At 72.3% G+C, this 20,621-nt stretch carries 22 protein-coding genes; 15 read left to right on the forward strand and 7 right to left on the reverse strand.

Going from position 1 to position 20,621, the window contains the following annotated elements; all coding sequences use genetic code 11:
• Positions 1 to 76 precede the first annotated feature (76 nt).
• Entirely contained in the window at positions 77 to 1,048 is a 972-nt protein-coding gene (locus O7543_RS10735) for a hypothetical protein (protein WP_281567394.1), read from the forward strand.
• Between the two features lie 35 nt (positions 1,049 to 1,083).
• On the forward strand, positions 1,084 to 1,602 hold the full coding sequence (locus O7543_RS10740; protein WP_281553962.1) for a DUF309 domain-containing protein: 519 nt from the start codon (positions 1,084 to 1,086) through the stop codon (positions 1,600 to 1,602).
• Here O7543_RS10740 and O7543_RS10745 read toward each other — a convergent pair.
• The 7 genes from O7543_RS10745 to O7543_RS10775 all read right to left on the reverse strand — a co-directional run bounded on the left by O7543_RS10745 (position 1,553) and on the right by O7543_RS10775 (position 9,429).
• Positions 1,553 to 3,715 carry an EAL domain-containing protein gene (locus tag O7543_RS10745; protein WP_281553961.1) on the reverse strand — a complete coding sequence of 721 codons (2,163 nt, stop codon included), beginning with the start codon at positions 3,713 to 3,715 and terminating at the stop codon, positions 1,553 to 1,555. The two genes, O7543_RS10740 and O7543_RS10745, sit on opposite strands and share 50 nt — an antisense overlap.
• Positions 3,716 to 3,717: 2 nt before the next feature.
• Entirely contained in the window at positions 3,718 to 4,539 is an 822-nt protein-coding gene (locus O7543_RS10750; protein WP_281553960.1) for an SAM-dependent methyltransferase, read from the reverse strand.
• A gap of 186 nt (positions 4,540 to 4,725) precedes the next feature.
• Positions 4,726 to 5,931, reverse strand: a complete 1,206-nt coding sequence (gene pcaF, locus O7543_RS10755; protein ID WP_281553959.1) for a 3-oxoadipyl-CoA thiolase — start codon at positions 5,929 to 5,931, stop codon at positions 4,726 to 4,728.
• A 29-nt stretch (positions 5,932 to 5,960) separates the two neighbouring features.
• Positions 5,961 to 6,758 (reverse strand): ABC transporter ATP-binding protein, encoded by a 798-nt coding sequence (locus tag O7543_RS10760; protein WP_281553958.1) that lies wholly within the window; start codon positions 6,756 to 6,758, stop codon positions 5,961 to 5,963.
• Between the two features lie 63 nt (positions 6,759 to 6,821).
• The gene (locus tag O7543_RS10765) at positions 6,822 to 7,604 is read right to left on the reverse strand and encodes an ABC transporter permease (RefSeq protein ID WP_281553957.1); all 783 of its coding nucleotides are present in this window, start codon (positions 7,602 to 7,604) and stop codon (positions 6,822 to 6,824) included.
• Positions 7,601 to 8,470, reverse strand: a complete 870-nt coding sequence (locus O7543_RS10770) for an ABC transporter permease (protein ID WP_281553956.1) — start codon at positions 8,468 to 8,470, stop codon at positions 7,601 to 7,603. The genes O7543_RS10765 and O7543_RS10770 overlap by 4 nt, the downstream gene beginning before the upstream one ends.
• Positions 8,467 to 9,429 carry an ABC transporter substrate-binding protein gene (locus O7543_RS10775; RefSeq protein WP_281553955.1) on the reverse strand — a complete coding sequence of 321 codons (963 nt, stop codon included), beginning with the start codon at positions 9,427 to 9,429 and terminating at the stop codon, positions 8,467 to 8,469. Before O7543_RS10775 ends, O7543_RS10770 begins: the two co-directional genes overlap by 4 nt.
• Positions 9,430 to 9,584: 155 nt before the next feature.
• Here O7543_RS10775 and O7543_RS10780 point away from each other — a divergent pair, with 155 nt between their 5' ends.
• From O7543_RS10780 to O7543_RS10840, 13 genes are all read left to right on the forward strand, one after another.
• Entirely contained in the window at positions 9,585 to 10,808 is a 1,224-nt protein-coding gene (locus tag O7543_RS10780; protein ID WP_281553954.1) for a 4-hydroxybenzoate 3-monooxygenase, read from the forward strand.
• Between the two features lie 36 nt (positions 10,809 to 10,844).
• Complete coding sequence (locus O7543_RS10785) at positions 10,845 to 11,684, forward strand: CoA transferase subunit A (protein WP_281553953.1); 840 nt, start codon at positions 10,845 to 10,847, stop codon at positions 11,682 to 11,684.
• The gene (locus O7543_RS10790; protein WP_281553952.1) at positions 11,681 to 12,448 is read left to right on the forward strand and encodes a CoA-transferase; all 768 of its coding nucleotides are present in this window, start codon (positions 11,681 to 11,683) and stop codon (positions 12,446 to 12,448) included. Before O7543_RS10785 ends, O7543_RS10790 begins: the two co-directional genes overlap by 4 nt.
• Positions 12,449 to 12,483: 35 nt before the next feature.
• Positions 12,484 to 13,230 (forward strand): protocatechuate 3,4-dioxygenase subunit beta, encoded by a 747-nt coding sequence (pcaH, locus tag O7543_RS10795; RefSeq protein WP_281553951.1) that lies wholly within the window; start codon positions 12,484 to 12,486, stop codon positions 13,228 to 13,230.
• On the forward strand, positions 13,227 to 13,814 hold the full coding sequence (pcaG, locus tag O7543_RS10800) for a protocatechuate 3,4-dioxygenase subunit alpha (RefSeq protein ID WP_281553950.1): 588 nt from the start codon (positions 13,227 to 13,229) through the stop codon (positions 13,812 to 13,814). The genes pcaH and pcaG overlap by 4 nt, the downstream gene beginning before the upstream one ends.
• A complete protein-coding gene (pcaB, locus tag O7543_RS10805) occupies positions 13,789 to 15,180 on the forward strand; it encodes a 3-carboxy-cis,cis-muconate cycloisomerase (RefSeq protein WP_281553949.1) in 1,392 nt (463 codons plus the stop codon). Before pcaG ends, pcaB begins: the two co-directional genes overlap by 26 nt.
• Complete coding sequence (gene pcaD, locus O7543_RS10810) at positions 15,180 to 15,998, forward strand: 3-oxoadipate enol-lactonase (RefSeq protein ID WP_281567395.1); 819 nt, start codon at positions 15,180 to 15,182, stop codon at positions 15,996 to 15,998. Before pcaB ends, pcaD begins: the two co-directional genes overlap by 1 nt.
• Positions 15,976 to 16,482, forward strand: coding sequence for a 4-carboxymuconolactone decarboxylase (gene pcaC, locus O7543_RS10815; protein ID WP_281553947.1), 507 nt, complete (start codon positions 15,976 to 15,978; stop codon positions 16,480 to 16,482). The genes pcaD and pcaC overlap by 23 nt, the downstream gene beginning before the upstream one ends.
• A 29-nt stretch (positions 16,483 to 16,511) precedes the next feature.
• The gene (locus O7543_RS10820; protein ID WP_281553946.1) at positions 16,512 to 17,318 is read left to right on the forward strand and encodes an IclR family transcriptional regulator C-terminal domain-containing protein; all 807 of its coding nucleotides are present in this window, start codon (positions 16,512 to 16,514) and stop codon (positions 17,316 to 17,318) included.
• Between the two features lie 129 nt (positions 17,319 to 17,447).
• On the forward strand, positions 17,448 to 18,425 hold the full coding sequence (locus tag O7543_RS10825; RefSeq protein ID WP_281553945.1) for a hypothetical protein: 978 nt from the start codon (positions 17,448 to 17,450) through the stop codon (positions 18,423 to 18,425).
• A gap of 64 nt (positions 18,426 to 18,489) precedes the next feature.
• Positions 18,490 to 19,209 carry a DinB family protein gene (locus O7543_RS10830; protein WP_281553944.1) on the forward strand — a complete coding sequence of 240 codons (720 nt, stop codon included), beginning with the start codon at positions 18,490 to 18,492 and terminating at the stop codon, positions 19,207 to 19,209.
• A gap of 154 nt (positions 19,210 to 19,363) precedes the next feature.
• Positions 19,364 to 19,861 (forward strand): ribonuclease HI, encoded by a 498-nt coding sequence (rnhA, locus tag O7543_RS10835; RefSeq protein WP_281553943.1) that lies wholly within the window; start codon positions 19,364 to 19,366, stop codon positions 19,859 to 19,861.
• A 7-nt stretch (positions 19,862 to 19,868) separates the two neighbouring features.
• A complete protein-coding gene (locus tag O7543_RS10840; RefSeq protein WP_281553942.1) occupies positions 19,869 to 20,471 on the forward strand; it encodes a GNAT family N-acetyltransferase in 603 nt (200 codons plus the stop codon).
• The last annotated feature ends 150 nt before the right edge of the window (positions 20,472 to 20,621 follow it).

Genomic DNA, 20,621 nt, shown 5'->3' on the forward strand with positions numbered 1-20,621 from the left:
GCCGGGTACGGGCGCCGCGCCGGCGCCGACAGACATGGCCAGCGGCACCGGAGAGGCGGTCACCGTGGCAGGTGAGATGAGGCGGCTGCTGGAACAGGAGCTGGCCGCCCGGCCGGCCCCACCGATCGGGGATCTGGTCGCCGAGTCGGTACGCCTGGGGCGGCAGCGCCGCAACCGACGGGCCGCCGGCATCGGGATCGCCGCCGCATTGGCGACGGGCGCCGTCCTGCTGGTTCCGGCGGTGGTGGGGGGCGGGCTGCCGGTGCCGGGCGGCGCACCGGCCGACGTCGGTGCGCCGGGCGTCGGTCAGCCGGTGGCACCGGCCTGGTCGGTCACCCCCGGCGCGGATCTGGCCGAGGCGACGAGCATCGAACCTGTGCCGCCGGCCGCCGGGGAGCCGACGGTCCGACCCGGATGTGACGTCAACGGCAGTTCGTCCACCGTCACCGCGCTGCCGGCCGCGCCCACCGAGGTGGCCAACTGTCCGGTCGCTGAGGTGTGGGATCTCGACATACCGCCGGTCGCCGCCGGCACCACCGCACCGGCCACCGCGGCGGGCGCGGTGGAACTGCTCACCCGGCTGCTGCCGGCCGGCCGGACAAGCGGGTACGCCAAGGTCGACCCGGCCGGGTCGGCCGGCGCGGTGGCGGTGCAGCTGCAGCTGGACCGGGGAGACGGGCCCCTGCTGATCCGGTTCTCGGTGTCGCCCGACCAGTTGTCGGAGGAAGCACTGGCGGCAGGCTGCGCCGCCGGCCAGATCTGCTACCCACTGGCCGGCGGCGGCACGGTCATCTTCGACGATGGCGCCGGCACCTGCCTCGGTGGCCGCTCCGTGCGGTACCACCGAGCCGACGGCACCCTGATCCGGCTGGATCTGGCCCGTTGCGGAGGAGGCCCGGCCCGGAGCACACCACTACCGACGGCGTTGACCGGCCAGGAGACCCTCGCCGTCGTCCTCGATCCGCGCTGGGGTACCCGGCTGCCAGCGGACCTGGTACGCGAAGGCGACGTCAGGTTCGGCGAGCTGCCGGTGGCCGGTACCCGTTGACCAGCCGGCCCCGTCGCCCGCACTACTGTTGACCGATGGCCCGTCTGTCGCCAGGTGACCACCGTCCAGAGCGGGACCGCGACCCCGCGGGACGGCCACGCAACGCCCGGCCGCGCGACGAGCTGGGTCGGCCGTTGCCGCCGGGCGCGTCGGGCGTACCGACCATGCCCGACGACCTGGTGCTCACCCCGCACGACGCGCTCGACGAGGCGCAGCGGCTGCTCGACGCCGGCCGGCCGTTCCACGCCCACGAGGTGCTGGAGTCGGCCTGGAAGGCGGCCCCGCCGGTGGAGCGGGAGTTCTGGCGCGGGCTGGCGCAGCTGGCGGTCGGGCTCACCCATGCGCGACGGGGCAACCTGGCCGGTGCGGCGCGGCTGCTGGCCAGGGCCGCGGACCGGATCGCGCCGTACGCCGGGCAGCGGCCGTACGGCGTACCCGTGCCGGATCTGGTGCGGTTCGGCCGGGACACGGCCGACCGGCTCGCCCACGACGGGGCCGTCGACCTCACTGTCCGGCTGCGGGTCGATCCGGGCCACGCGACAACCGCTCGGTGATCTCCCCGGCCGGCACCGGACGGCCGAAGTACCAGCCCTGAGCCTGGTCGCAGCCGAGGGCCACCAGCCGGTCCGCCTGCTCACCGGTCTCCACCGCCTCGGCGGTGACCGTCAGGTTGAGCGCGTGGGCCAGCCGGACCAGCGCGTCAACGATCCGCTCGTCGCGGTCGCCCTCCGGACCGGCGACCCGCATCCCTTCTACGAAGGGACCGGCGAGTTTGAGCACGTGGATCGGCATCCGCCGCAGGTAGGCGAGGTTGGAGTAGCCGGTGCCGAAGTCGTCGATGGCCAACCGGACGCCGAGCCCCGCCAGCCGGCGCAGCGCCGGCAGCGGCTCACCGCCGGAGGCCATCACCGCGCTCTCGGTCAGCTCCAGCTGCAGCAGCTCCGGTGGCAGACCGGTCCGGGTGAGCGCCCCGGCCACCTCCCCGACGAGCTGCGGATCACTGACCTGGCGGGCGGAGATGTTGACGCTGACCACGATCGGGGCCTGCGGGTGCTCGGCCCGCCACCGGCTCGCCTGCCGGCACGCCTGTTCCAGCACCCACCGGCCGAGCCTGACGATCAGCCCGGTCTCCTCGGCGAGGGCGACGAACCGGTCCGGCCTGAGCCGGCCGAGCGTCGGATGCTGCCAGCGGACCAGCGCTTCGACGGCGGCCACCGTCCGGTCGGACAGCCGGGTGATCGGCTGGTACTCGACGACGAACTCGCCACGGTCCAGCGCGGCCGGCAGTGCGGCGGCGAGCGCCGAGCGGGTGGCGTCGCGTGCGCCGCGTACCGGGTCGAAGACGGCCCACCGGCCTCGCCCGTCGGCCTTTGCCCAGTACAGCGTGGTGTCGGCGGCCTTCATCACCTCGGTGGGGGTGGTGCCGGCCGTGGGCGAGGCGACGACCCCGATGCTCGCCGAGACGGTCAGCTGGTGCCCATCGACCTGGATCGGTGCGGCCAGCGCGGACTGGGCGGACTGGGCGACACCGACCAGTTGCGGCGTGCCGGTGCAACGGGTCACCAGGATCACGAACTCGTCGCCGCCCATCCGGGCGACCAGGTGCCCGGCGTCGGCGGCGCTGCCGGCGAGCCGCCGCGCCACCACGGCGAGCAGTTGGTCGCCGATGTCGTGACCGAGCCCGTCGTTGATCGACTTGAACCCGTCGAGATCCAGGAAGCAGACGCCGACCTGTCCGTCCGGGTCGGCCAACGCCTGGGCGAGCCGGTCGAAGAAGAGCACCCGGTTGGGCAGCCCGGTCAGCGGGTCGTGCTCGGCCTGGAAACGCAGCCGCTCCTGCAGCTCGTAGCGGTCGGTGATGTCCTCGACCATCGCGACGGTGAACCGGGGTCGGCCGTCGTCGTGGCGGATCAGCGACACCGCGAGGTCCGTCCAGATCGGTGCGCCGTCCTTGCGGTAGTAACGCTTCTCTACCCGGGCGCGGTCGTGCTTGCCCTCGACAAGTTCGAGGTAGAACTGGTACATGCCGGGCGCGTCGTCCGGGTGGAACAGCTGCCCGACGTTGATCTCCCGCAGTTCCGCGATGGTGTAGCCGAGCATGTCGGCGAACGCCTGATTGACGTCGATGATCCGCCCGTCGAGGTCGGCCAGCCCGATGCCGATCGCCGCGCCGGTGAAGACCGCCCGGAACCGCACTTCGCTGTCCCGCAGCGCCTGCTCGGCCGCGTCCCGGGCGGACCAGGCCGCCTGCCGGATGCTGGACTGCTGGGCAAAGGTCCGGTTGCGCAGTGCCCGGGCGTACTCCTCGGCGAGCCCGCCCTGCAGGTGGCTGATCCGTTCCCGGGCCGGTGCCGACGTCGCCAGCTGCGGTAGCACCAGCGGCAGGAAGCCCTGGCCGAGGGCCTGGACGGTCCAGCCCAGCACGGCCGGTTCGGTCAGGTGGCCCTCCACCAGCCAGCGCCCGACATCCCGGCCGGCCTGGCCGTCGAACGTCCCGGCCAGCACCGCCGCGGCCAGCCGCAGAGTGTGCCCGTGCAGGATGTCGGCGGTCTCGGCGTGGCTCAACGGCAGATAGCCGAGCCCGGCGGCGGCGGTCGCCCAGTCCCGGGCGAAGCGTCGCGCGCCCTCGGGATCGGCACCGCCATCGCCCGTCGCGGACGTCGCCATGGTCAGACCGCGGCGGCGTCCAGGCGGGCGACGCCGCCGAAGGCGCCGAACCGCTCCGGGTGGGCGTCCACGTCGGCGTCGGTGTCCGGCCGCCACAGTGGCAGGTGGACCACCCCCGGTTCGACGATGGTGAAGTCACCGAACATCGCGGCCACCTCGGCTCGCGAGCGCAGCGTGATCTCGGTGTCGGTCCGGGCCGACAACCGCTGCGCGGCCAGCACTTCCGGTGGCTGGTCCTCGTAGGTGGCGTGGGAGATCACCAGGTAGCTGCCGACCGCCGCGGTCGCTCGCAGCCGCCGCAGGACGCCCTGCGGATCGTCGGCGTCGGGCACGAAGTGCGCCACCCCGGCGAGCAGGATGCCGACCGGCCGGGTGAAGTCGACCAGCCCGGTCGCGGCGGCCTGGGCGCAGATCGCCTCCGGTTCGCGCAGATCGGCCTGCAGGACGGCGGCCCGGCCCACCTCGGCCAGGATGCTCCGACTGTGCGCCACGGCCACCGGGTCGATGTCCACATAGACCACGGTGGCCGCCGGGTTGACCGCGTGGGCCACCTCGTGGACGTTGCCCACCGTCGGGATACCGGAGCCGATGTCCAGGAACTGGTCGACGCCGTCGGCGAGCAGCGTCCGCACGGCGCGGCGTAGGAATGCCCGACCGGCCCGCATGGTCTCCGCCAGGTGCGGCGTCATCGCGGCGATCTGCTCGGCGAGTTGACGGTCGACCTCGAAGTTGTGGGCCCCGCCGAGGAAGAAGTCGTAGACCCGGGCGGCGCTGGGACGACTCAGGTCGACTCCGGACGGGACTCCACTGGCCTGCTCCGCCATCCTGCCTCCAGCTCGTTCGCGACGTCCACGTCGGCCCAGGCGTGACGGGCGGGTCGGCACGGGCACCAGCCGTCCGCACCGGGCGCCGGCCAATGCTAACGCCGCGACGGTGGAATGTGCACCGTTGGCAGGTTCACGACATTGCCCTCATCCGGCCCGAGATCCGCCCACCGGATCGACACCATCTCAGCTGGCCGACTCGAGCAGCAGCGAGATACCCTGCCCGACCCCGATGCACATCGTGCAGAGCGCCCGGTCTGCGTCGCGGGCCCCCAGCTCCAGCGCTGCGGTCAGGGCCAGCCGCGCCCCGCTGGCCCCGAGCGGGTGCCCGAGGGCGATCGCCCCACCGTTCGGGTTGACATGCTCCGCGTCGGCCGGCAAACCGAGCTCCCGCAGTACCGCCACCGCTTGCGCGGCGAACGCCTCGTTGAGCTCCACAACATCCACTTCGGACATTTTGACACCCTGTCGACCGAGCAACCGACGGGTGGCCGGTACCGGCCCGATGCCCATCACCCGGGGCTCGACGCCGGCGGTGGCGGCGCCGGCCACCCGGGCCAGCGGGGTGAGTCCGTACCGCCGGATGGCGGCGTCACTGGCCACCAGCAGCGCGACCGCGCCGTCGTTGACCCCGGAGGAGTTGCCGGCGGTCACCGTACCGCCGGAGCGGAACGGCGTCGGCAGAGCAGCCAGCTTCTCCAGCGAAGTCTGCCGGGGGTGTTCGTCGACCGACACGGTCACCGTGCCCTTACGGCCCTGCGGCACCTCGACCGGCACGATCTCGGTGGCCAGTCGGCCGCTCGCCTGGGCCTGGGCGGCCCGCTGCTGGGACCGCAGCGCGAAGGCGTCCTGCGCGGCCCGATCCACGCCGTACTCGGCGGCCACGTTCTCCGCCGTCTCCGGCATCGAGTCGGTGCCCCAGCCGGCCCGCATCAGCGGGTTGACCAACCGCCAGCCGATCGTGGTGTCGTGGATCTCCGCGGTGCGCGCGTACGCCGTGGCCGCCTTCGGCAGCACGAACGGCGCCCGGCTCATGCTCTCCACCCCGCCGGCGACAACCAGGTCCGCCTCGCCGGCTACCACCGAACGGGCGGCGATCGCCACCGCGTCCAGCCCGGAACCGCAGAGCCGGTTCACCGTGGTGCCGCTGGTCCCGGTCGGCAGGCCGGCCAACAGCGCCGCCATCCGGGCCACGTTGCGGTTGTCCTCGCCGGCCTGGTTGGCGCAGCCGAGCACCACGTCGTCGACGGCGTCCCAGTCGACCGAGGGGTGCCGGGCGACGAGTTCGCGGATCACGTGGGCGGCCAGGTCGTCCGGACGCACCGGGGCGAGCGCCCCGGCGTAGCGGCCGAACGGCGTACGCACCCCGGCGACGAGATAGGCGACGGGCATCTCGGTCCTCCTCGGAAGGGCGGAAAGGGTCAGGGCCGGCCGGCCTGGGCGGGTGGTCGCTGCCCCCGCTTGGCCGCCTGGATCTGCTCGTAGACGTGCCCGCGCAGCTGGGTGAAGCGCGGCTCGGCGCGGGTGTGCAGCTGGTCGCGGTCGTCCGGCAGGTCGATCCGCAGGCTCTCCTGCACCACGGTCGGCGACGAGGACAGGATCAGCACCCGCTGCCCCAGGTAGACCGCCTCGTCGATGTCGTGGGTGACGAACAGGATGGTCACCCCGAGCCGCTGCCACAGCTGGCGGATCAGGTCCTCCAGGTCCGCGCGGGTCTGGGCGTCGACCGCCGCGAACGGCTCGTCCATCAACAGCACATCCGGCTGGTACGCGACCGCGCGGGCGATCGCCACCCGCTGCTGCATGCCGCCGGACAGCTGCCACGGATAGGCGTTGTGGGTGTCGGCCAGACCGACGGCGGCCAGCGCCTCGTCGACCAGTTCCCGGCGCTTGCCCCGGGCGATGCGCTTCTGCCGCAGCGGCAGCTCGACGTTGTCCCGCACGCTCATCCACGGGAACAGACTGCGCCCGTACTCCTGGAAGACGACCGCCATGCCGGGCGGCGGCCCGGTGATCGGCCTACCGCGCAGCCGGACCTCGCCGGAGGTCGGCGGCAGCAGCCCGGCCATGCACTTGAGCAGGGTGGTCTTGCCGCAGCCGGAGGGGCCGACCAGGCAGACCAGGTCGCCGTCCTCGATGGTGAAGGTGAGGTCGCGCACCGCCTCGACCTGGCGCTGCCGCCCGTCGTAGACCTTGCGCAGGCCCTGGACATCGAGCATGGGCTCGTTACCTCTCTGTCGTTTCCGGCGCCGCCACGTCGGCCGGCCGCGCCGGGCAGCGGATCATGTGCCGCGCTGTGCCTGGCGCAGGCCGTGGTACCAGGCCAACGCCCGCATCTCGACGAAGCGGAAGAGCACCGACAGGGCGAAGCCGAGCAGACCGAGCAGCAGGATGCCGGTCCACATCTGCGGGATCGCGAAGGTGCGCTGGAACTGCACGATGGTGAACCCGAGACCGTTGCTGGCCGCGAACATCTCGCTGATCACCATCAGGATGATGCCGATCGACAGTGCCTGGCGCATGCCGGCGGCGATCTGCGGGCTGGCCGCCGGCAGCACCAGGTGCCGCAGCCGGGCCGGGCCGTTGAGGCCGTAGGAGCGGGCCGTGTCGGAGAGCACCTCGTCGGTGGCGCGCACGCCCTCGACGGTGTTGAGCAGGATCGGCCAGACGCAGCCGGCCGCGATCACCACGATCTTCATGGTGTTCTCGATGCCGGCGAAGAGCATGATGATCGGCACCAGCACCGGCGGCGGGATGGCCCGGAAGAACTCCAGCACCGGTTCCAGCGTGGCCCGCACGGTACGGATGCTGCCGACCAGTACGCCGAGCGCGACGCCGACGAACACCGCCACCGCGTAACCGGCGGCCAGCCGCAGCAGGCTGGGCAGCACGTCGGCCCGCAGGCGCTCGACGGTCCAGGTCTCGGCGAAGGAGCCGAGGATCCTGCTCAGCGGCGGCGCGTAGAAGCTGGTGCTACCGGCGCTGCTGAACCACCAGACGGCGAGCAGTACGGCCGGCAACGCGACGACCAGCCCGGCCCGCTTCAGCACCCCGGCCGCCCTCACACGATCACCTCGCCGCGCATCGACTGGTGCCAGGACAGTGCCCGCCGCTCGACCGCGCGGGCGATCAGGTTGATCCCGACGCCGAGCAGTCCGGTGACCACCACCAGGGCGTACATCAGGTCAACGGCGCCGGAGGTCTGCGCGACCGCGATCCGGCTGCCCAGCCCGGGAGCGCCGATGACCAGTTCCGCGGTGATCGCCAGCACCAGGGCGACGGCGGCGGCGAGCCGCACACCGGTCATCACGTACGGCAGCGAGGTCGGCCAGACGACGTGGCGGATTCGGGCCCACCGGCCGAGGCCGTAGCTGCGGGCGGTCTCGTCGGCGACCGGGTCGACGTCCTGTACGCCGTACAGGACCTGGACCAGCACCTGCCAGAACGCTGCGTAGACGACCAACAGCAGGGTGGATTCGAGGCCGGTGCCGTAGAGCAGCACGGCGAGCGGGATCAGCGCGACCGACGGGATCGGCCGCAGGAACTCGATGGTCGAGGCGGTGACCGCGCGCAGGGCCGGCACCGAACCGATGACCACGCCGAGCGCGATGCCGGCGATGACCGCGATGGCCAGGCCGATCGCCCAGCCGGTCAGCGTGTCACGGAGTGCCGACCAGAAGGCACCGTCGCCGAGCAGCTCGACCAGGGCGGCGAGGATCTCGGTGGCCGGCGGCAGGTAGCGCGCCGAGACGAGCGGGGTCGACGGGAGGACCTGCACCAGGACCAGCAGGCCGGCCAGGCCGGCGACGCCGAGCAGCGCTGTCGGTGGTCGGCGTCGCCGGCTGGGTGCGGCCCGGTGGGCTGTTGCTGACGTGCCCCGGTCGGGGCCGGCGGAGCCGGCCCCGACCGGGGTGTTGTCGACCGCTGTCACGGCAGCAGCGCGTCCAGATCGGGCTCGGACTCGAAGACACCGTCGGCGAGACCGAGCTCGGCGACCCGCTCGATCGACGCCCGGTTGATCTCGGCCGGCCACATCGGCAGCGTCATCGCGTCCAGGATCGCCTGGTCGATGTCGGTGTAGCTGCGCAGCACTGTGCGCACCTCGTCGGGGTGCGCGTTGGCGTAGGACAGCGACTCGGCCATCGCCTCCTGGAACCGCGCAACCAGGTCGGGGTTCTCCTGGGCGAGCTTGGTGCTGGTGAAGTAGACCGCGACGGTCAGGTTCGGGGCGGTGTCGACGAAGTTCCAGGCGACGACCCGGCCACCGGCGTCCTTGGCGATGGCGAGCGACGGCTCGACCATCCAGGCGGCGTCGACCTGGCCGCCCTCGACGGCGGCCGGCATCTGCGGGAACGCCATCTCGACGAACTCGATCTCGTCCGGGTTGCCACCGGCCTTGCGTACCGACTCGCGGACGCTGGTGTCGCCGATGTTCTTCAGCGTGTTCACCGCGACCTTCTTGCCCGCCAGGTCGGCGGCGGTCTGGATCGGGCTGTCCCCACGGACCACCACGCCGCCGAAGTCGGCCTCGGGGTTGCCGGTCGAGGCCACACCGTTGGCCACGATCTGTACCGGCACGTCGGCTGTCTGCGCGGTGAGCAGCGAGGTCACGTTGCTGAAGCCGAACTGGAACTGCTCACTGACCACGCCGGGGACGATGGCGGCACCACCTTGACCGCTCTCCATGGTCAGGTTGATGCCGCGCTTGGTGAAGAAGCCTTTCTCCTCACCGAGGTAGATCGGCGCGACGTCGACGATCGGGATGATGCCGACGGTGACGTCGGTGACCTCTTCGGTGCCGCCGGCCTCGTCGGTGGACGAGTCGGAACCACAGGCGGCGGTGACCAGCAGCGCGGCAGCCAGGGTGAGGGCGACGAGGGGCCGTCGCATGGGACCTCCAGGGGGATGGGTTCGAGGTTGAGCCGGTCAGGGGTGTTCGCTGACCGAACGGTGGTTCTTATGATGAACGTACGACCCAGCGAGGGCCCACGTCAATGTCACATATCGGAAGAGTCCCTGCCAATCTGGCAGGTGGAGGGAGCGTCGTGCGAACCCAGGTTGGCATCATCGGAGCGGGACCAGCGGGTTTGATGCTCGCCCACCTGCTGCGTCTCGAGGGTATCGACTCGGTCGTGCTGGAGACCCGCGGGCGGGCGTACGTGGAGAGCCGGGTCCGGGCCGGGGTGCTCGAACACGACACGGCGCAACTGCTCGCCGACACCGGCGTCGGCGCCCGGATGCGCCGCGAAGGACTCGTGCACACCGGCCTTGAGCTGCGCTTCGAAGGCGTCAGCCGGCGGATCGACCTGGCCGCGCTGACCAGCGGTCGAGGGATCACCGTCTACGGTCAGCAGGAGGTGGTGAAGGACCTGATCGCCGCCCGGCTGGCAGCCGGCGGCGAGATCCTGTTCGATGTCACCGACGTCGAGCTGGCCGGGATCGACAGCGATGTCCCGGTCATCAGGTTCGCGCACGAGGGCACGATACGCGAACTGAACTGCCTGGTGGTTGCCGGATGTGACGGTTTCCACGGGGTCTCCCGGGGCAGCATCCCCGCCTCGGCCCGACGCACCGTCGAGCACACGTACCCGTTCAGCTGGCTCGGGGTGCTGGCCCAGGCCGCCCCCTCGGCGCACGAGCTGATCTACGCCCAGCACGAACGCGGCTTCGCCCTGCACAGCATGCGCAGCCCCGAGGTGACCCGGCTCTACCTCCAGGTGCCCAACCGGACCGAATCGAGCGACTGGCCGACCGCGCGGATCTGGGACGAGCTGCACACCCGGCTGGCGACCAACGACGGCTTCACCCTGCAGGAGGGCCCGATCCTGGAGCAGGGGGTGACCCCGATGCGAAGCTTCGTTACCGAACCGATGCGCTACGGCCAGCTGTTCCTGGCCGGCGACGCGGCGCACATCGTGCCGCCGACCGGCGCGAAAGGGCTGAACCTGGCGGTCGCCGACGTCCGCTTCCTGGCCGAGGCGCTGACCACCTGGTTCCGTCAGGGACGCGGGACCGGGCTGGACGAGTACTCGGCCCGGTGCCTACGCCGGATCTGGCGGGTCCAGCACTTCTCCTCCTGGATGACCGGGCTGCTGCACCGGCCCGCCGACGCCGACGAGTTCAGTCACCGGCTCCAGGTGGCCCAGTTGGAGTACGTGACGACCTCCACCGCGGCGGCGACCACCCTGGCGGAGAACTACGTGGGACTACCGCTGGACTGGAGCAGCCGCGTTGACACGCCGGTGACCCCGACCGTACCGTTCGCTTAGCGAACTTTTGTTCATCACACGCACCGGGGATGATGCATGGCTGAAATTTCCTCGCTGGCGGGCGGTGTCGCCGACCTGGTCCACGACGGCGACAGCGTCGCCCTGGAGGGATTCACCCACCTGATCCCGACCGCGGCCGGGCAGGAGATCATCCGGCAGGGCCGACGCGACCTCACGCTGATCCGGATGACCCCGGACGTCGTCTACGACCAGCTGATCGGCGCCGGCTGCGCCAAAAAGCTGATCTTCAGCTGGGCCGGCAACCCCGGGGTGGGTTCGCTGCACCGGTTCCGCGACGCGGTACAGCGCGGCTGGCCCCGTCCGCTGGAGATCGAGGAGCACAGCCACGCCGGGATGGCCAACCGGTACGTCGCCGGCGCCGCCGGCCTGCCGTTCGCCGTACTCCGCGGCTACGTCGGCACCGACCTCGCCGACCGCACCCCGACCATCGCGCCCATCACCTGTCCGTTCACCGGCGAAGTGCTCACCGCCGTACCGGCGCTCAACCCCGACGTCGGCATCGTGCACGCCCAACGCGCCGACCGGCACGGCAACGTGCAGATCTGGGGCATCACCGGGGTCCACAAGGAGGTCGTACTGGCGTCCGCACGGTCCCTGGTCACCGTCGAGGAGATCGTCGACGAGCTGACCCCCCGACCCGGCGCCGTGGTGCTGCCCGGCTGGGCGGTCACCCGGGTCGCCGAGGTGCCCGGCGGGGCGCACCCGTCGTACGCGATGGACTACAGCGACCGGGCCAACGACTACTACCAGCAGTGGGACGAGATCAGCCGGGACCGGGACACCTTCACCCGCTGGCTCGACGAACACGTCCTGGCCGCGGCGGGGACCGACGCGACGTACGGTGGTGCGGAATGAACGAGCCGCAAGCCGTCGAGGGGTTCACCCGCGACGAGATGATGACCGTCGCCGCCGCCCGGGCGCTGCGCGACGACGCCCGCTGCTTCGTCGGCATCGGCCGGCCCAGCACCGCGGCCAACCTGGCCCGGCGGACCCACTCCCCCGACCTGGTGCTGGTCTACGAGTCCGGCACCATCGGCGCCAAGCCCGGCCGGCTGCCGCTGTCCATCGGCGACGGGGTGCTCGCCGAGACCGCCGACACGGTCGTGTCGGTGCCGGAGATCTTCAACTACTGGCTGCAGCCCGGCCGGATCGACGTCGGCTTCCTCGGTGCCGCGCAGATAGACCGGTACGCCAACATCAACACCACGGTGATCGGCGACGACTACACCGACCCGTTGGTACGGCTGCCCGGCGCGGGCGGAGCACCGGAAATCGCCGCCTCGTGCGGCGAGGTGATCGTCATCGTGCCGCAGAGTCGGCGTACGTTCGTCGACCGGGTCGACTTCGTCACCTCGGTCGGCTTCGGCGCGGGCCCCGGCGACCGGCAACGCCTCGGCCTGCGCGGACGAGGTCCCACCCTGGTCATCACCGACCTCGGCATGCTGCGCCCGGACCCGGACACCTGCGAGCTGACCCTCACCCAGCTGCACCCCGGAGTGGGTGTCGAGCAGGCCGTGGCGGCCACCGGCTGGCCGCTGAAGGTCGCCGCCGACCTGACGACCACCGACGAACCCACCCCGCAGGAGCTGGCCGCCCTGCGCCAGCTGCTGAACCCCTGACCCCGGCGGGGACAGCTGACCAAGGAGGCACCGCCATGCCCGACACCACGCCCGTACGGGCCGACCGCCCAGGCGGACTGCTCCTGCCGCGCTACCGACGCGACGACACCGCCGTGCACCCGCCGCTGCTCTCCCCCGACTACAAGTCCACCGTGCTGCGTGCCCCCGCCCAGTCGCCGGTGCTGCTCCCGCAGACGCTCACCGAGATCACCGGCCCGCTGCTCGGCGAGGGCCGGGTCAGCGCGACCGACGCCGACCTGAGCCGCAGCGGCGACGGCGAAGCCCAGGGGCAACGGATCATCGTGCACGGCCAGGTCCGCGACAGCGACGGCCGACCGGTGCCGGACACCCTGGTGGAGGTCTGGCAGGCCAACGCCGGCGGGCGCTACCTGCACAAGCTCGACCAGCACGACGTACCGCTCGATCCGCACTTCACCGGCGTCGGCCGGGCGATGACCGACTCGATGGGCCGCTACCGGTTCGTCACCATCAAGCCCGGCGCCTACCCGTGGCGCAACCACTCCAACGCGTGGCGGCCGGCGCACATCCACTTCTCGCTGTTCGGCCGGGCCTTCACCCAGCGACTGGTCACCCAGATGTACTTCCCCGACGACCCGCTGTTCCCCTACGATCCGGTCTTCAACTCGATCCCCGACCCGGCCGCCCGGCAACGGCTGATCGCCAGCTTCGACCTGGCCAACACGGTCGAGGAATGGGCGCTCGGCTTCCGGTTCGACATCGTGCTGCGCGGCACCGAGGCGACCCCGATGGAGGAATCATGACCATCAGCGTGACCGCGTCGGACTGGGACCAGCAGACCGGGCTGACCCCGGCGCAGACCGTCGGACCGTACCTGGGGATCGGCCTGCCCTGGCCGGACGGGCCGTTCGTGGTCGACGAGACCGACCCGGCGGCGATCTGGCTGCGTGGCCGGCTCCTCGACGGCGCCGGCGACCCGGTGCCGGACGGTCTGATCGAGACCTGGCAGGCTGACCCGCAGGGCCGGTTCGACCACCCGGACGATCCGCGCGGCGCGGTGGCCGGGTTCCGCGGCTTCGGCCGCTGCCCCACCGACGGGACCGGCGGGTGGGCGGTACGCACCCGCAAACCGGGGCCGGTACCTGGATTGGACGGACAGCCGCAGGCCCCGCACATCGCCGTGTCGGTGTTCGCCCGGGGGTTGCTGCACCGCGTCGTCACCCGGATCTACTTCCCGGACGAGGCCGACGCGAACGCCGCCGACCCGGTGCTGGCCGGGCTGCCGCAGGCCCGACGCGGCACGGTGATCGCGGCCGCCGAGCCGGACGGCTACCGGTTCGACATCCGACTGCAGGGCGAGCATGAAACCGTTTTCTTCGCCGTCTGACCCGGAGTCCACCATCGACGATCCCGAGCCGGTCGGTCTGTTCGACCCGTTGCTCGCCGCCGGCGGGGTCCGGGCCGCCGTCGACGACCGGGCCTGGCTGCGCGCCATGCTCGACGCCGAAGCGGCGTTGGCCCGCGCCCAGGCGGCCGGCGGGTCGGTGCCGTCGGCCGCCGCCGAGGCGATCACCGCCACCGCCCGCGACCACCGGTTCGACCCGGCGGCGATCGGCGCGGGTGCGACCGGCGCCGGCAACCCGGTGGTGCCGCTGGTCGCCGCGTTGCGCGCCGCCGTCGGGCCGGACAGCGCCCGGTACGTGCACGCCGGGGCCACCAGCCAGGACATCCTGGACACGGCCGCAATGCTGGTGGTCCGCCGGGCGCTGGGTCCGCTGCTGGACGACGTACGGCGGGCCGCCGCGGCCGCCGCCCGACTGGCCGAGACGCACCGGGACACTCTGCTGCCCGCCCGGACCCTGCTGCAGCAGGCGCTGCCGACCACCTTCGGGCTGGTCGCCGCCGGCTGGCTGACCGCGCTGGACACCGCCGCCCGCCGGCTGGGCACCGTCCGGGACGAGGTCCCCGCCGTCCAGCTCGGTGGCGCCGCCGGCACCCTCGCCGCGTTCGGTGCCGACGGCCCGGCCCTGGTCGACCGGCTCGCCACCGAGCTCGACCTGGCCGCCCCGCAGCTGCCCTGGCACACCGACCGGAGCCGGCTGGCCGACCTGGCCGGCGTGCTCGGCGGCACCGCCGGCAGCATCAGCAAGATCGCCCGCGACGTCACGCTGCACGCCCAGACCGAGGTCGCCGAGCTGGCCGAGGAACGCCCCGGCGGTTCGTCGACCCTGCCGCACAAAAGCAACCCGGTCGCCGCCGTCACCGCCGTCGCCTGCGCCGGTCAGGTCCCCGGGCTGGTCGCCACCCTGCTGGCCGCGATGACCCAGGAGCACCAGCGGGCGGCCGGCGGCTGGCACGCCGAGTGGCGGACGCTACGCAGCCTGCTGGAGTCGGTCGGCTCGGCCGCCTACTGGCTGCGAACCTGCCTGGAAGGGCTGCGGGTGGACGCCGTACGGATGCGGGTCAACCTCGACCTGACCGGCGGGGCGCTGCTCGCCGAGCGGGTCAGCGGGGCGCTGGCCGGGCAGCTCGGCCGGCACCGGGCCAACGAGATCGTCAAGGTAGCGGTCACCGGCGGTCCCGCCGCCGGGCTGGCCGAGCGGCTGGCCGCCGACCCACAGGTCAGCGCGGTGCTCACCCGGGCCCAGCTGGACGAGTTGCTCGACCCGGCCGGCTACCTCGGTGCGTACCGCGAACTGATCGACCGGGCGCTGCGCGATCACCACAGCCGACCGACCCAGGAGGACCGCTGATGACCACCGACATTCACCCGGTGGCGGTCGACCACGAGATCGTCGGACCCGACGGTGCGCCGGTGGTGCTGCTGGCCAACTCGCTGGGCAGCACCCGGGCGATGTGGGATCCGCAGGTGCCGGTGCTCACCGGCGCCGGGCTGCGGGTGCTGCGCTACGACACGAGAGGGCACGGCCGCTCCCCGGTACCGCCCGGTCCGTACAGACTGGACGATCTCGGGGCCGACGTGCTCGCCCTGCTCGACCGCCTGGAGCTGGACCGGGTCCACGTGGCCGGGGTGTCCCTCGGCGGGATGACCGGGATGTGGCTGGCCGGACACGCCGCCGCCCGGGTCGACCGGTTGGTGCTCTGCTGCACCTCGGCGCTGCTCGGCCCGGCGCAGGCGTGGGCCGACCGGGCGGCCACGGTGCGGGCCGAGGGCACCGGGGTGGTGGCCGACACGGTGGCGGCCCGCTGGTTCACCCCCGGGTTCGCCGCCCGGCGACCCGACGTTTTCGCCGCCGCCCGCGAGATGATCGCGGCCACCCCGGCCGAGGGGTACGCCGGCTGCTGTGTCGCGATCGGACAGATGGACCTGACCGGGCTGCTGCCGAGGATCGCCGCGCCGACCCTGGTGATCGCCGGCGCCGACGACCCGGCCACCCCGCCCTCGCACAGCGAGACGATCGTCGCGGGCATCCCCGACGCCACCCTGCAGATCGTCGCCGACGCCGCGCACCTGGCCAGCGTCGAGCAGGCCGATCAGGTGTCCGAGTTGATCCTGACGCATCTCACCGGACAGGAGGTGACCGGCGATGCCGACCGATCCGCCGGTTGACGCCACGACTCCGTCGCCCGGCCCTCGGGCCGCACCGTCGTCGTCGGATCCGAGGTATGACGCCGGGATGGCGGTACGCCGAGCGGTCCTCGGCGACGCGCACGTGGACCGGGCGGTCGCCAACACGACCGAGTTCACCGCCGACTTTCAGGACTTCATCACCCGGTACGCGTGGGGCAGCGTCTGGACCCGCGACGGGCTGGACCGGCGGACCCGCAGCTGCGTCACGCTCGCCGTACTGACCGCCCTGCACTGCACCGACGAGCTGGCGATGCACGTGCGGGCCGCGCTGCGCAACGGGTTGACCGCGCAGGAAATCAACGAGGTGCTGCTGCACACGGCGGTCTACGCGGGTGTGCCGGCCGCGAACAGCGCGTACGCGGTGGCACAGCGGGTGCTGGCCGAGAGCCCGGGACCGGATGGTCGGATCTCCGACAGCGAAGCAAGATCATCGGCGGATCCGGGCACCGTGGAACCCGGTTAGGGTTCGGCGACCATCACCACAGGAGAGTTATGAGCGAGCACGGGCGGGAAACTCATTTCGTGCAGTCGTTGGAGCGCGGCCTCGCCGTGATCCGCGCATTCGACGCCCAGCATCCTGAGTTGACACTCAGCGAGGTGGCCCGGATCTGCGACCTGACCCGCGCCGCCGCCCGCCGGTTCCTGCTCACCCTGGTCGACCTCGGCTACGTCCGCACCGACGGACGGATGTTCTCGCTCACTCCCCGGGTGCTGGAGCTGGGCTACGCCTACCTGTCCAGCATCTCGCTGCCCGAGGTCGCCGAGCCGCACCTGGAACGGCTGGTCGCCCAGGTGCACGAGTCGTCGTCGGTGTGCGTGCTGGACGGCGACTCCATCGTCTACGTGTCCCGGGTGCCGACCTCGCGGATCATGACAGTGTCGATCAACGTCGGGACCAGGTTCCCGGCGTACGCCACCTCCGTCGGCCGGGTGCTGCTGGCGCACCTGCCCGAGGAAGAGGCGGTCGCCCGGCTGGAGCGCAGCCGGCTGGACCGGCTCACCTCCCGTACCGCCCACACCATGGCGGCATTGCGGGCGGAGCTGGACCGGGTCCGCGCCCAGGGCTACGCCATCGTCGACCAGGAGTTGGAGGAAGGTCTGCGGTCGGTGGCGGCACCGATCCGGGACCGGGCCGGCAAAGTGGTCGCTGCGGTGAACATCTCGGTGCACGCCAGCCGCAACACCGTCGAGTCGATCCGCCGCGAACTGCTGCCGCACCTGCTGGCCACCGCCGCCAAGATCGAGGCCGATCTGCGGATCGCCGCGCCGGGTCGGGCCACCCGGCTGCCCGGCGCCTGACCGCGCCGCACCCGCCGTACCCGCCGAACCGGTGACCGGGCCGGACCGGGGCCGGGGACCCCGTCGAAACGGCCCGTCCGGGACCTTCGGCCCAATGCCGGCGCAGCGCCGGGCGGCCACTGTTGAGGTATGGGCTCAACCACCGGGCTTCCCGAGCCGATCCGGTCCCGCCCGTGGACGGTACGGGTGGCGGCCGGCCTGCTGATCTTCGTCGGCGTCACGGCGGTCGGCGGCGGCGTGGAGATGTGGCTGTACCCGTACGGCAACGAATTCGTGCGTACGGAATGGCTCCGTGACCTGCCGTTGATCGACACCTGGCGGCTACCCGGGCTGGTGCTGGGGGCCGGTCTCGGTCTCGGCGCGCTGGTCAGCGCGTTCGGGCTGCTGCGCAGACCACGGTGGCGCTGGCTCGCCCCGGTGCAACGGGTGACCGGCCGGCACTGGTCGTGGGCCGCCACCGGGGTGTCGGGGATCGCGCTCGGCGGATGGATCCTGCTGGAGGTCGTCCTGCTGCCGCAGCGGTCGATCATCGAGGCGCTCTACGGCATCCTGGCGGCCGGGCTCGTCGGGCTGTGCTCGACCGCGTCGCTGCGGCGCTCGCTGGCGCTGACCCCGGACCGCGACGTCGCGCCCGGTCAGCAGGTAGGGCAGGCCGCGCCGGAGCGTGGACTCCCCGACCGGCGGCGACTGCTCCGCCGGGAGCGGGTTCTCATCGGGCTCGAAACGTTCCTCGCCGTCAGCGCGGTCGGCGGTGCCGTTGGGCTGACCACCGGCGGCATGGACCTCGGGCCCGTCACCGCTGACCTGCCGTTTGCCTCTCCGGTGCTGGCCGGCGCCGCCCTGGCGGCGGTCAACGGGGTCCTGCCCGGCGTCGTGGTGGTCGCCGCGGTCAGCCGGCGGTCGTGGGCACCGCTCGGCCACCTCGTCGTCGGGGCCGCACTGGTCCTGTGGATCGTCGTCCAGGTCGCCGTCATCGGTCCGGTCTCCTGGCTCCAACCCGTCTTCCTCGGGTACGGCCTGGCCGTTGTCGGCCTCGCACTCCGACTGCCGCTGCGCCCAACGGTCGGCGCCGCAGAGACGCCAGCCCGCGTCGTACCCGGGCGGTAGCCTCGCTGCGGTCGCCGACGGCGGGAGCCGGGGGGACCGGAGCCGAGAGGACAGGAGGAGTGCGATGACTCGGGAGGACGTCACAAGCTTCGTCGACCGGGACCTGCGGGGTGCCCGGTTCAACCGGTCGACGCTGGCCGGCGCGGTGATGCGCGGCGTCGACGTGCGCGGGCTGGACATCGACGCGCCGTGGCTTGCCGACGGCGCGCTGCTGGTCAACGGGGTCGACGTCGTGCCGCTCGTCGAGGCCGAACTCAACCGGCGGTTCCCCGGGCGTGAGCTGATGCGGGCCGAGGATCCGGACGGTCTGCGCACGGCGTGGAGGGCACTCGAACTGGCGTGGGCGGCCGCGGTTGACCGTATTCCGTCCTTGCCCGAGGGTGCCGTCGACGTCTCGGTCGACGGTGAGTGGTCCTTCGCGCAGACGCTTCGCCACCTCGTGTTCGCCACCGACGCCTGGCTCGGCAAGGCGATCCTGCGCCTGCCTCAGCCCTTCCACCCGCTCGGCCAGCCCCACGCCGAGTACGAGTTGGACGGCTTCGACATGTCGATCTTCGCGACGGAGAAGCCGGCCCTCACGGTGGTGCTCCAGCTACGTGCCGAGCGGCAGGCCATGGTCCGGGAGTTCCTCACCACCGTCACGGCGGACCTGCTCGCCGAGCCCCGACCGAGCGCGTGGTCACCCGAGCACGACGTGTCCGTCCTGCACTGCCTTCACGTGATCCTCGACGAGGAGTGGTCGCACCTGCGGTACGCGCTGCGTGACCTCGACGTGCAGGGTTGAGGTTGCCGACACGGAGTTGACGACTCGACGTACCGCTCCGCCCTTCCGCCTGCTGTCGCGAAACGGTGGGTACCGGAGTGAACGGCCGTGCCGGGACGACCGCGGTCAAGCCGACCAGTAGGTTGTCCGGGTGGCAGGGCTGAGGACGACGCGGGTGCAGATCTGGACCGACGGCGCGTGCAGCGGCAATCCGGGGCCGGGCGGTTGGGGCGCCCTGCTGCGCTACGGCGAGGCCGAGAAGGAACTGTGCGGCGGTGAGGCCGGCGCGACGACGAACAACCGGATGGAACTCACCGCCCCGATCCGGGCGCTGGCCGCGCTGACCCGGGCGTCCACCGTCGACCTGTACACCGACAGCACGTACGTCCGTAACGGTGTCCTGTCGTGGATGGCGAACTGGAAACGCAACGGCTGGCGTACGAAAGCCGGCGAGCCGGTCAAGAACGAGGATTTGTGGCGGGAGCTCGACGCCGCCGTCGCCCGTCACCACGAGGTCGTCTGGCACTGGGTGAAGGGCCACGCCGGTCACGTGGAGAACGAGCGCGCCGACCGGCTCGCCGCTCGCGGTCAGCGGGAGGCGCTGGAGGCCGCCGGCGTCCCGGTGCCGCCGGTGCCGCAGCCGCGCCGCCGAGCGACACCGCGCCGCAGCTGACCGCCGTGTGTCGGTGGACGGTGGCAGGGTAGGCGTCATGACGATCGAAGTCCGCCCGGCGACGGTGTTCGAGGACGTCGCGACTGTCGTCGGCCCGAAGCGACCGGACGCGAACGTGTGCTGGTGCCTGAGCTACCGCATCGGCTCGAAGGAAAACCTGCTGCTGCGCGGACCGATGCGCGGTGAGCGGGTGCGCGAACTCGTCGGACTCGATCCACCTCCCGGAGTACTCGCCTACGACGGCGACGAGGTCGTCGGCTGGGCGGCGGTGCACCCGCGAGCCGCAACGAGCTTCGCGCGCAACAGGCGGATCCCGCACATCGACGATCTCGATGTGTGGAGCGTGTGGTGCTTCCGGGTTCGGCCGGGCCACCGCAAGCGGGGTGTCGTGCACCACCTGCTCGCCGGTGCCGTCGCCTTCGCCCGCGAGCGCGGCGCGCCAGCGATCGAGGGTTACCCCGTCGACAACAGTGGCGAAAAGGTGGACCTCACGATGGCCTATGTCGGTACCCGCGCGGCCTTCGAGCACGCCGGTTTCGTGAAGGTAGCCGACACCGCCTCGGTACTCGCCGGGTTCGCGCGGGTGCTCATGCGGCTCGATCTGCGGTGACGTCGATCGCCGGCCGGACGGCTCAGGCCGTCAGCGAAGTGTCCGTGCCGGCTCCCGGGAGCCCAGGGTGTGTCCGACGACGTGGCGCCAACCGTGATGGTCGACAAAGACAATCTGTGCCTGCTTCAATCCGCCGACCCACCGCGCGCT

Origin of the sequence: Solwaraspora sp. WMMA2080 (genome assembly GCF_027497395.1) — a bacterium.
Classification (GTDB): Bacteria; Actinomycetota; Actinomycetes; order Mycobacteriales; family Micromonosporaceae; genus Micromonospora_E.

Bases quoted from the DNA above. Each gene is read 5' to 3' on its own strand.
- O7543_RS10735 (WP_281567394.1), top strand. From the start codon at position 77: ATGAGGCGGCTGCTGGAACAGGAGCTGGCCGCCCGGCCGGCCCCACCG.
- O7543_RS10740 (WP_281553962.1), top strand. From the start codon at position 1,084: ATGGCCCGTCTGTCGCCAGGTGACCACCGTCCAGAGCGGGACCGCGAC.
- O7543_RS10745 (WP_281553961.1), bottom strand. From the start codon at position 3,715: ATGGCGACGTCCGCGACGGGCGATGGCGGTGCCGATCCCGAGGGCGCG.
- O7543_RS10750 (WP_281553960.1), bottom strand. From the start codon at position 4,539: ATGGCGGAGCAGGCCAGTGGAGTCCCGTCCGGAGTCGACCTGAGTCGT.
- pcaF (WP_281553959.1), bottom strand. From the start codon at position 5,931: ATGCCCGTCGCCTATCTCGTCGCCGGGGTGCGTACGCCGTTCGGCCGC.
- O7543_RS10760 (WP_281553958.1), bottom strand. From the start codon at position 6,758: ATGCTCGATGTCCAGGGCCTGCGCAAGGTCTACGACGGGCGGCAGCGC.
- O7543_RS10775 (WP_281553955.1), bottom strand. From the start codon at position 9,429: ATGCGACGGCCCCTCGTCGCCCTCACCCTGGCTGCCGCGCTGCTGGTC.
- O7543_RS10785 (WP_281553953.1), top strand. From the start codon at position 10,845: ATGGCTGAAATTTCCTCGCTGGCGGGCGGTGTCGCCGACCTGGTCCAC.
- O7543_RS10790 (WP_281553952.1), top strand. From the start codon at position 11,681: ATGAACGAGCCGCAAGCCGTCGAGGGGTTCACCCGCGACGAGATGATG.
- pcaH (WP_281553951.1), top strand. From the start codon at position 12,484: ATGCCCGACACCACGCCCGTACGGGCCGACCGCCCAGGCGGACTGCTC.
- pcaG (WP_281553950.1), top strand. From the start codon at position 13,227: ATGACCATCAGCGTGACCGCGTCGGACTGGGACCAGCAGACCGGGCTG.
- pcaB (WP_281553949.1), top strand. From the start codon at position 13,789: ATGAAACCGTTTTCTTCGCCGTCTGACCCGGAGTCCACCATCGACGAT.
- pcaD (WP_281567395.1), top strand. From the start codon at position 15,180: ATGACCACCGACATTCACCCGGTGGCGGTCGACCACGAGATCGTCGGA.
- pcaC (WP_281553947.1), top strand. From the start codon at position 15,976: ATGCCGACCGATCCGCCGGTTGACGCCACGACTCCGTCGCCCGGCCCT.
- O7543_RS10820 (WP_281553946.1), top strand. From the start codon at position 16,512: ATGAGCGAGCACGGGCGGGAAACTCATTTCGTGCAGTCGTTGGAGCGC.
- O7543_RS10825 (WP_281553945.1), top strand. From the start codon at position 17,448: ATGGGCTCAACCACCGGGCTTCCCGAGCCGATCCGGTCCCGCCCGTGG.
- O7543_RS10830 (WP_281553944.1), top strand. From the start codon at position 18,490: ATGACTCGGGAGGACGTCACAAGCTTCGTCGACCGGGACCTGCGGGGT.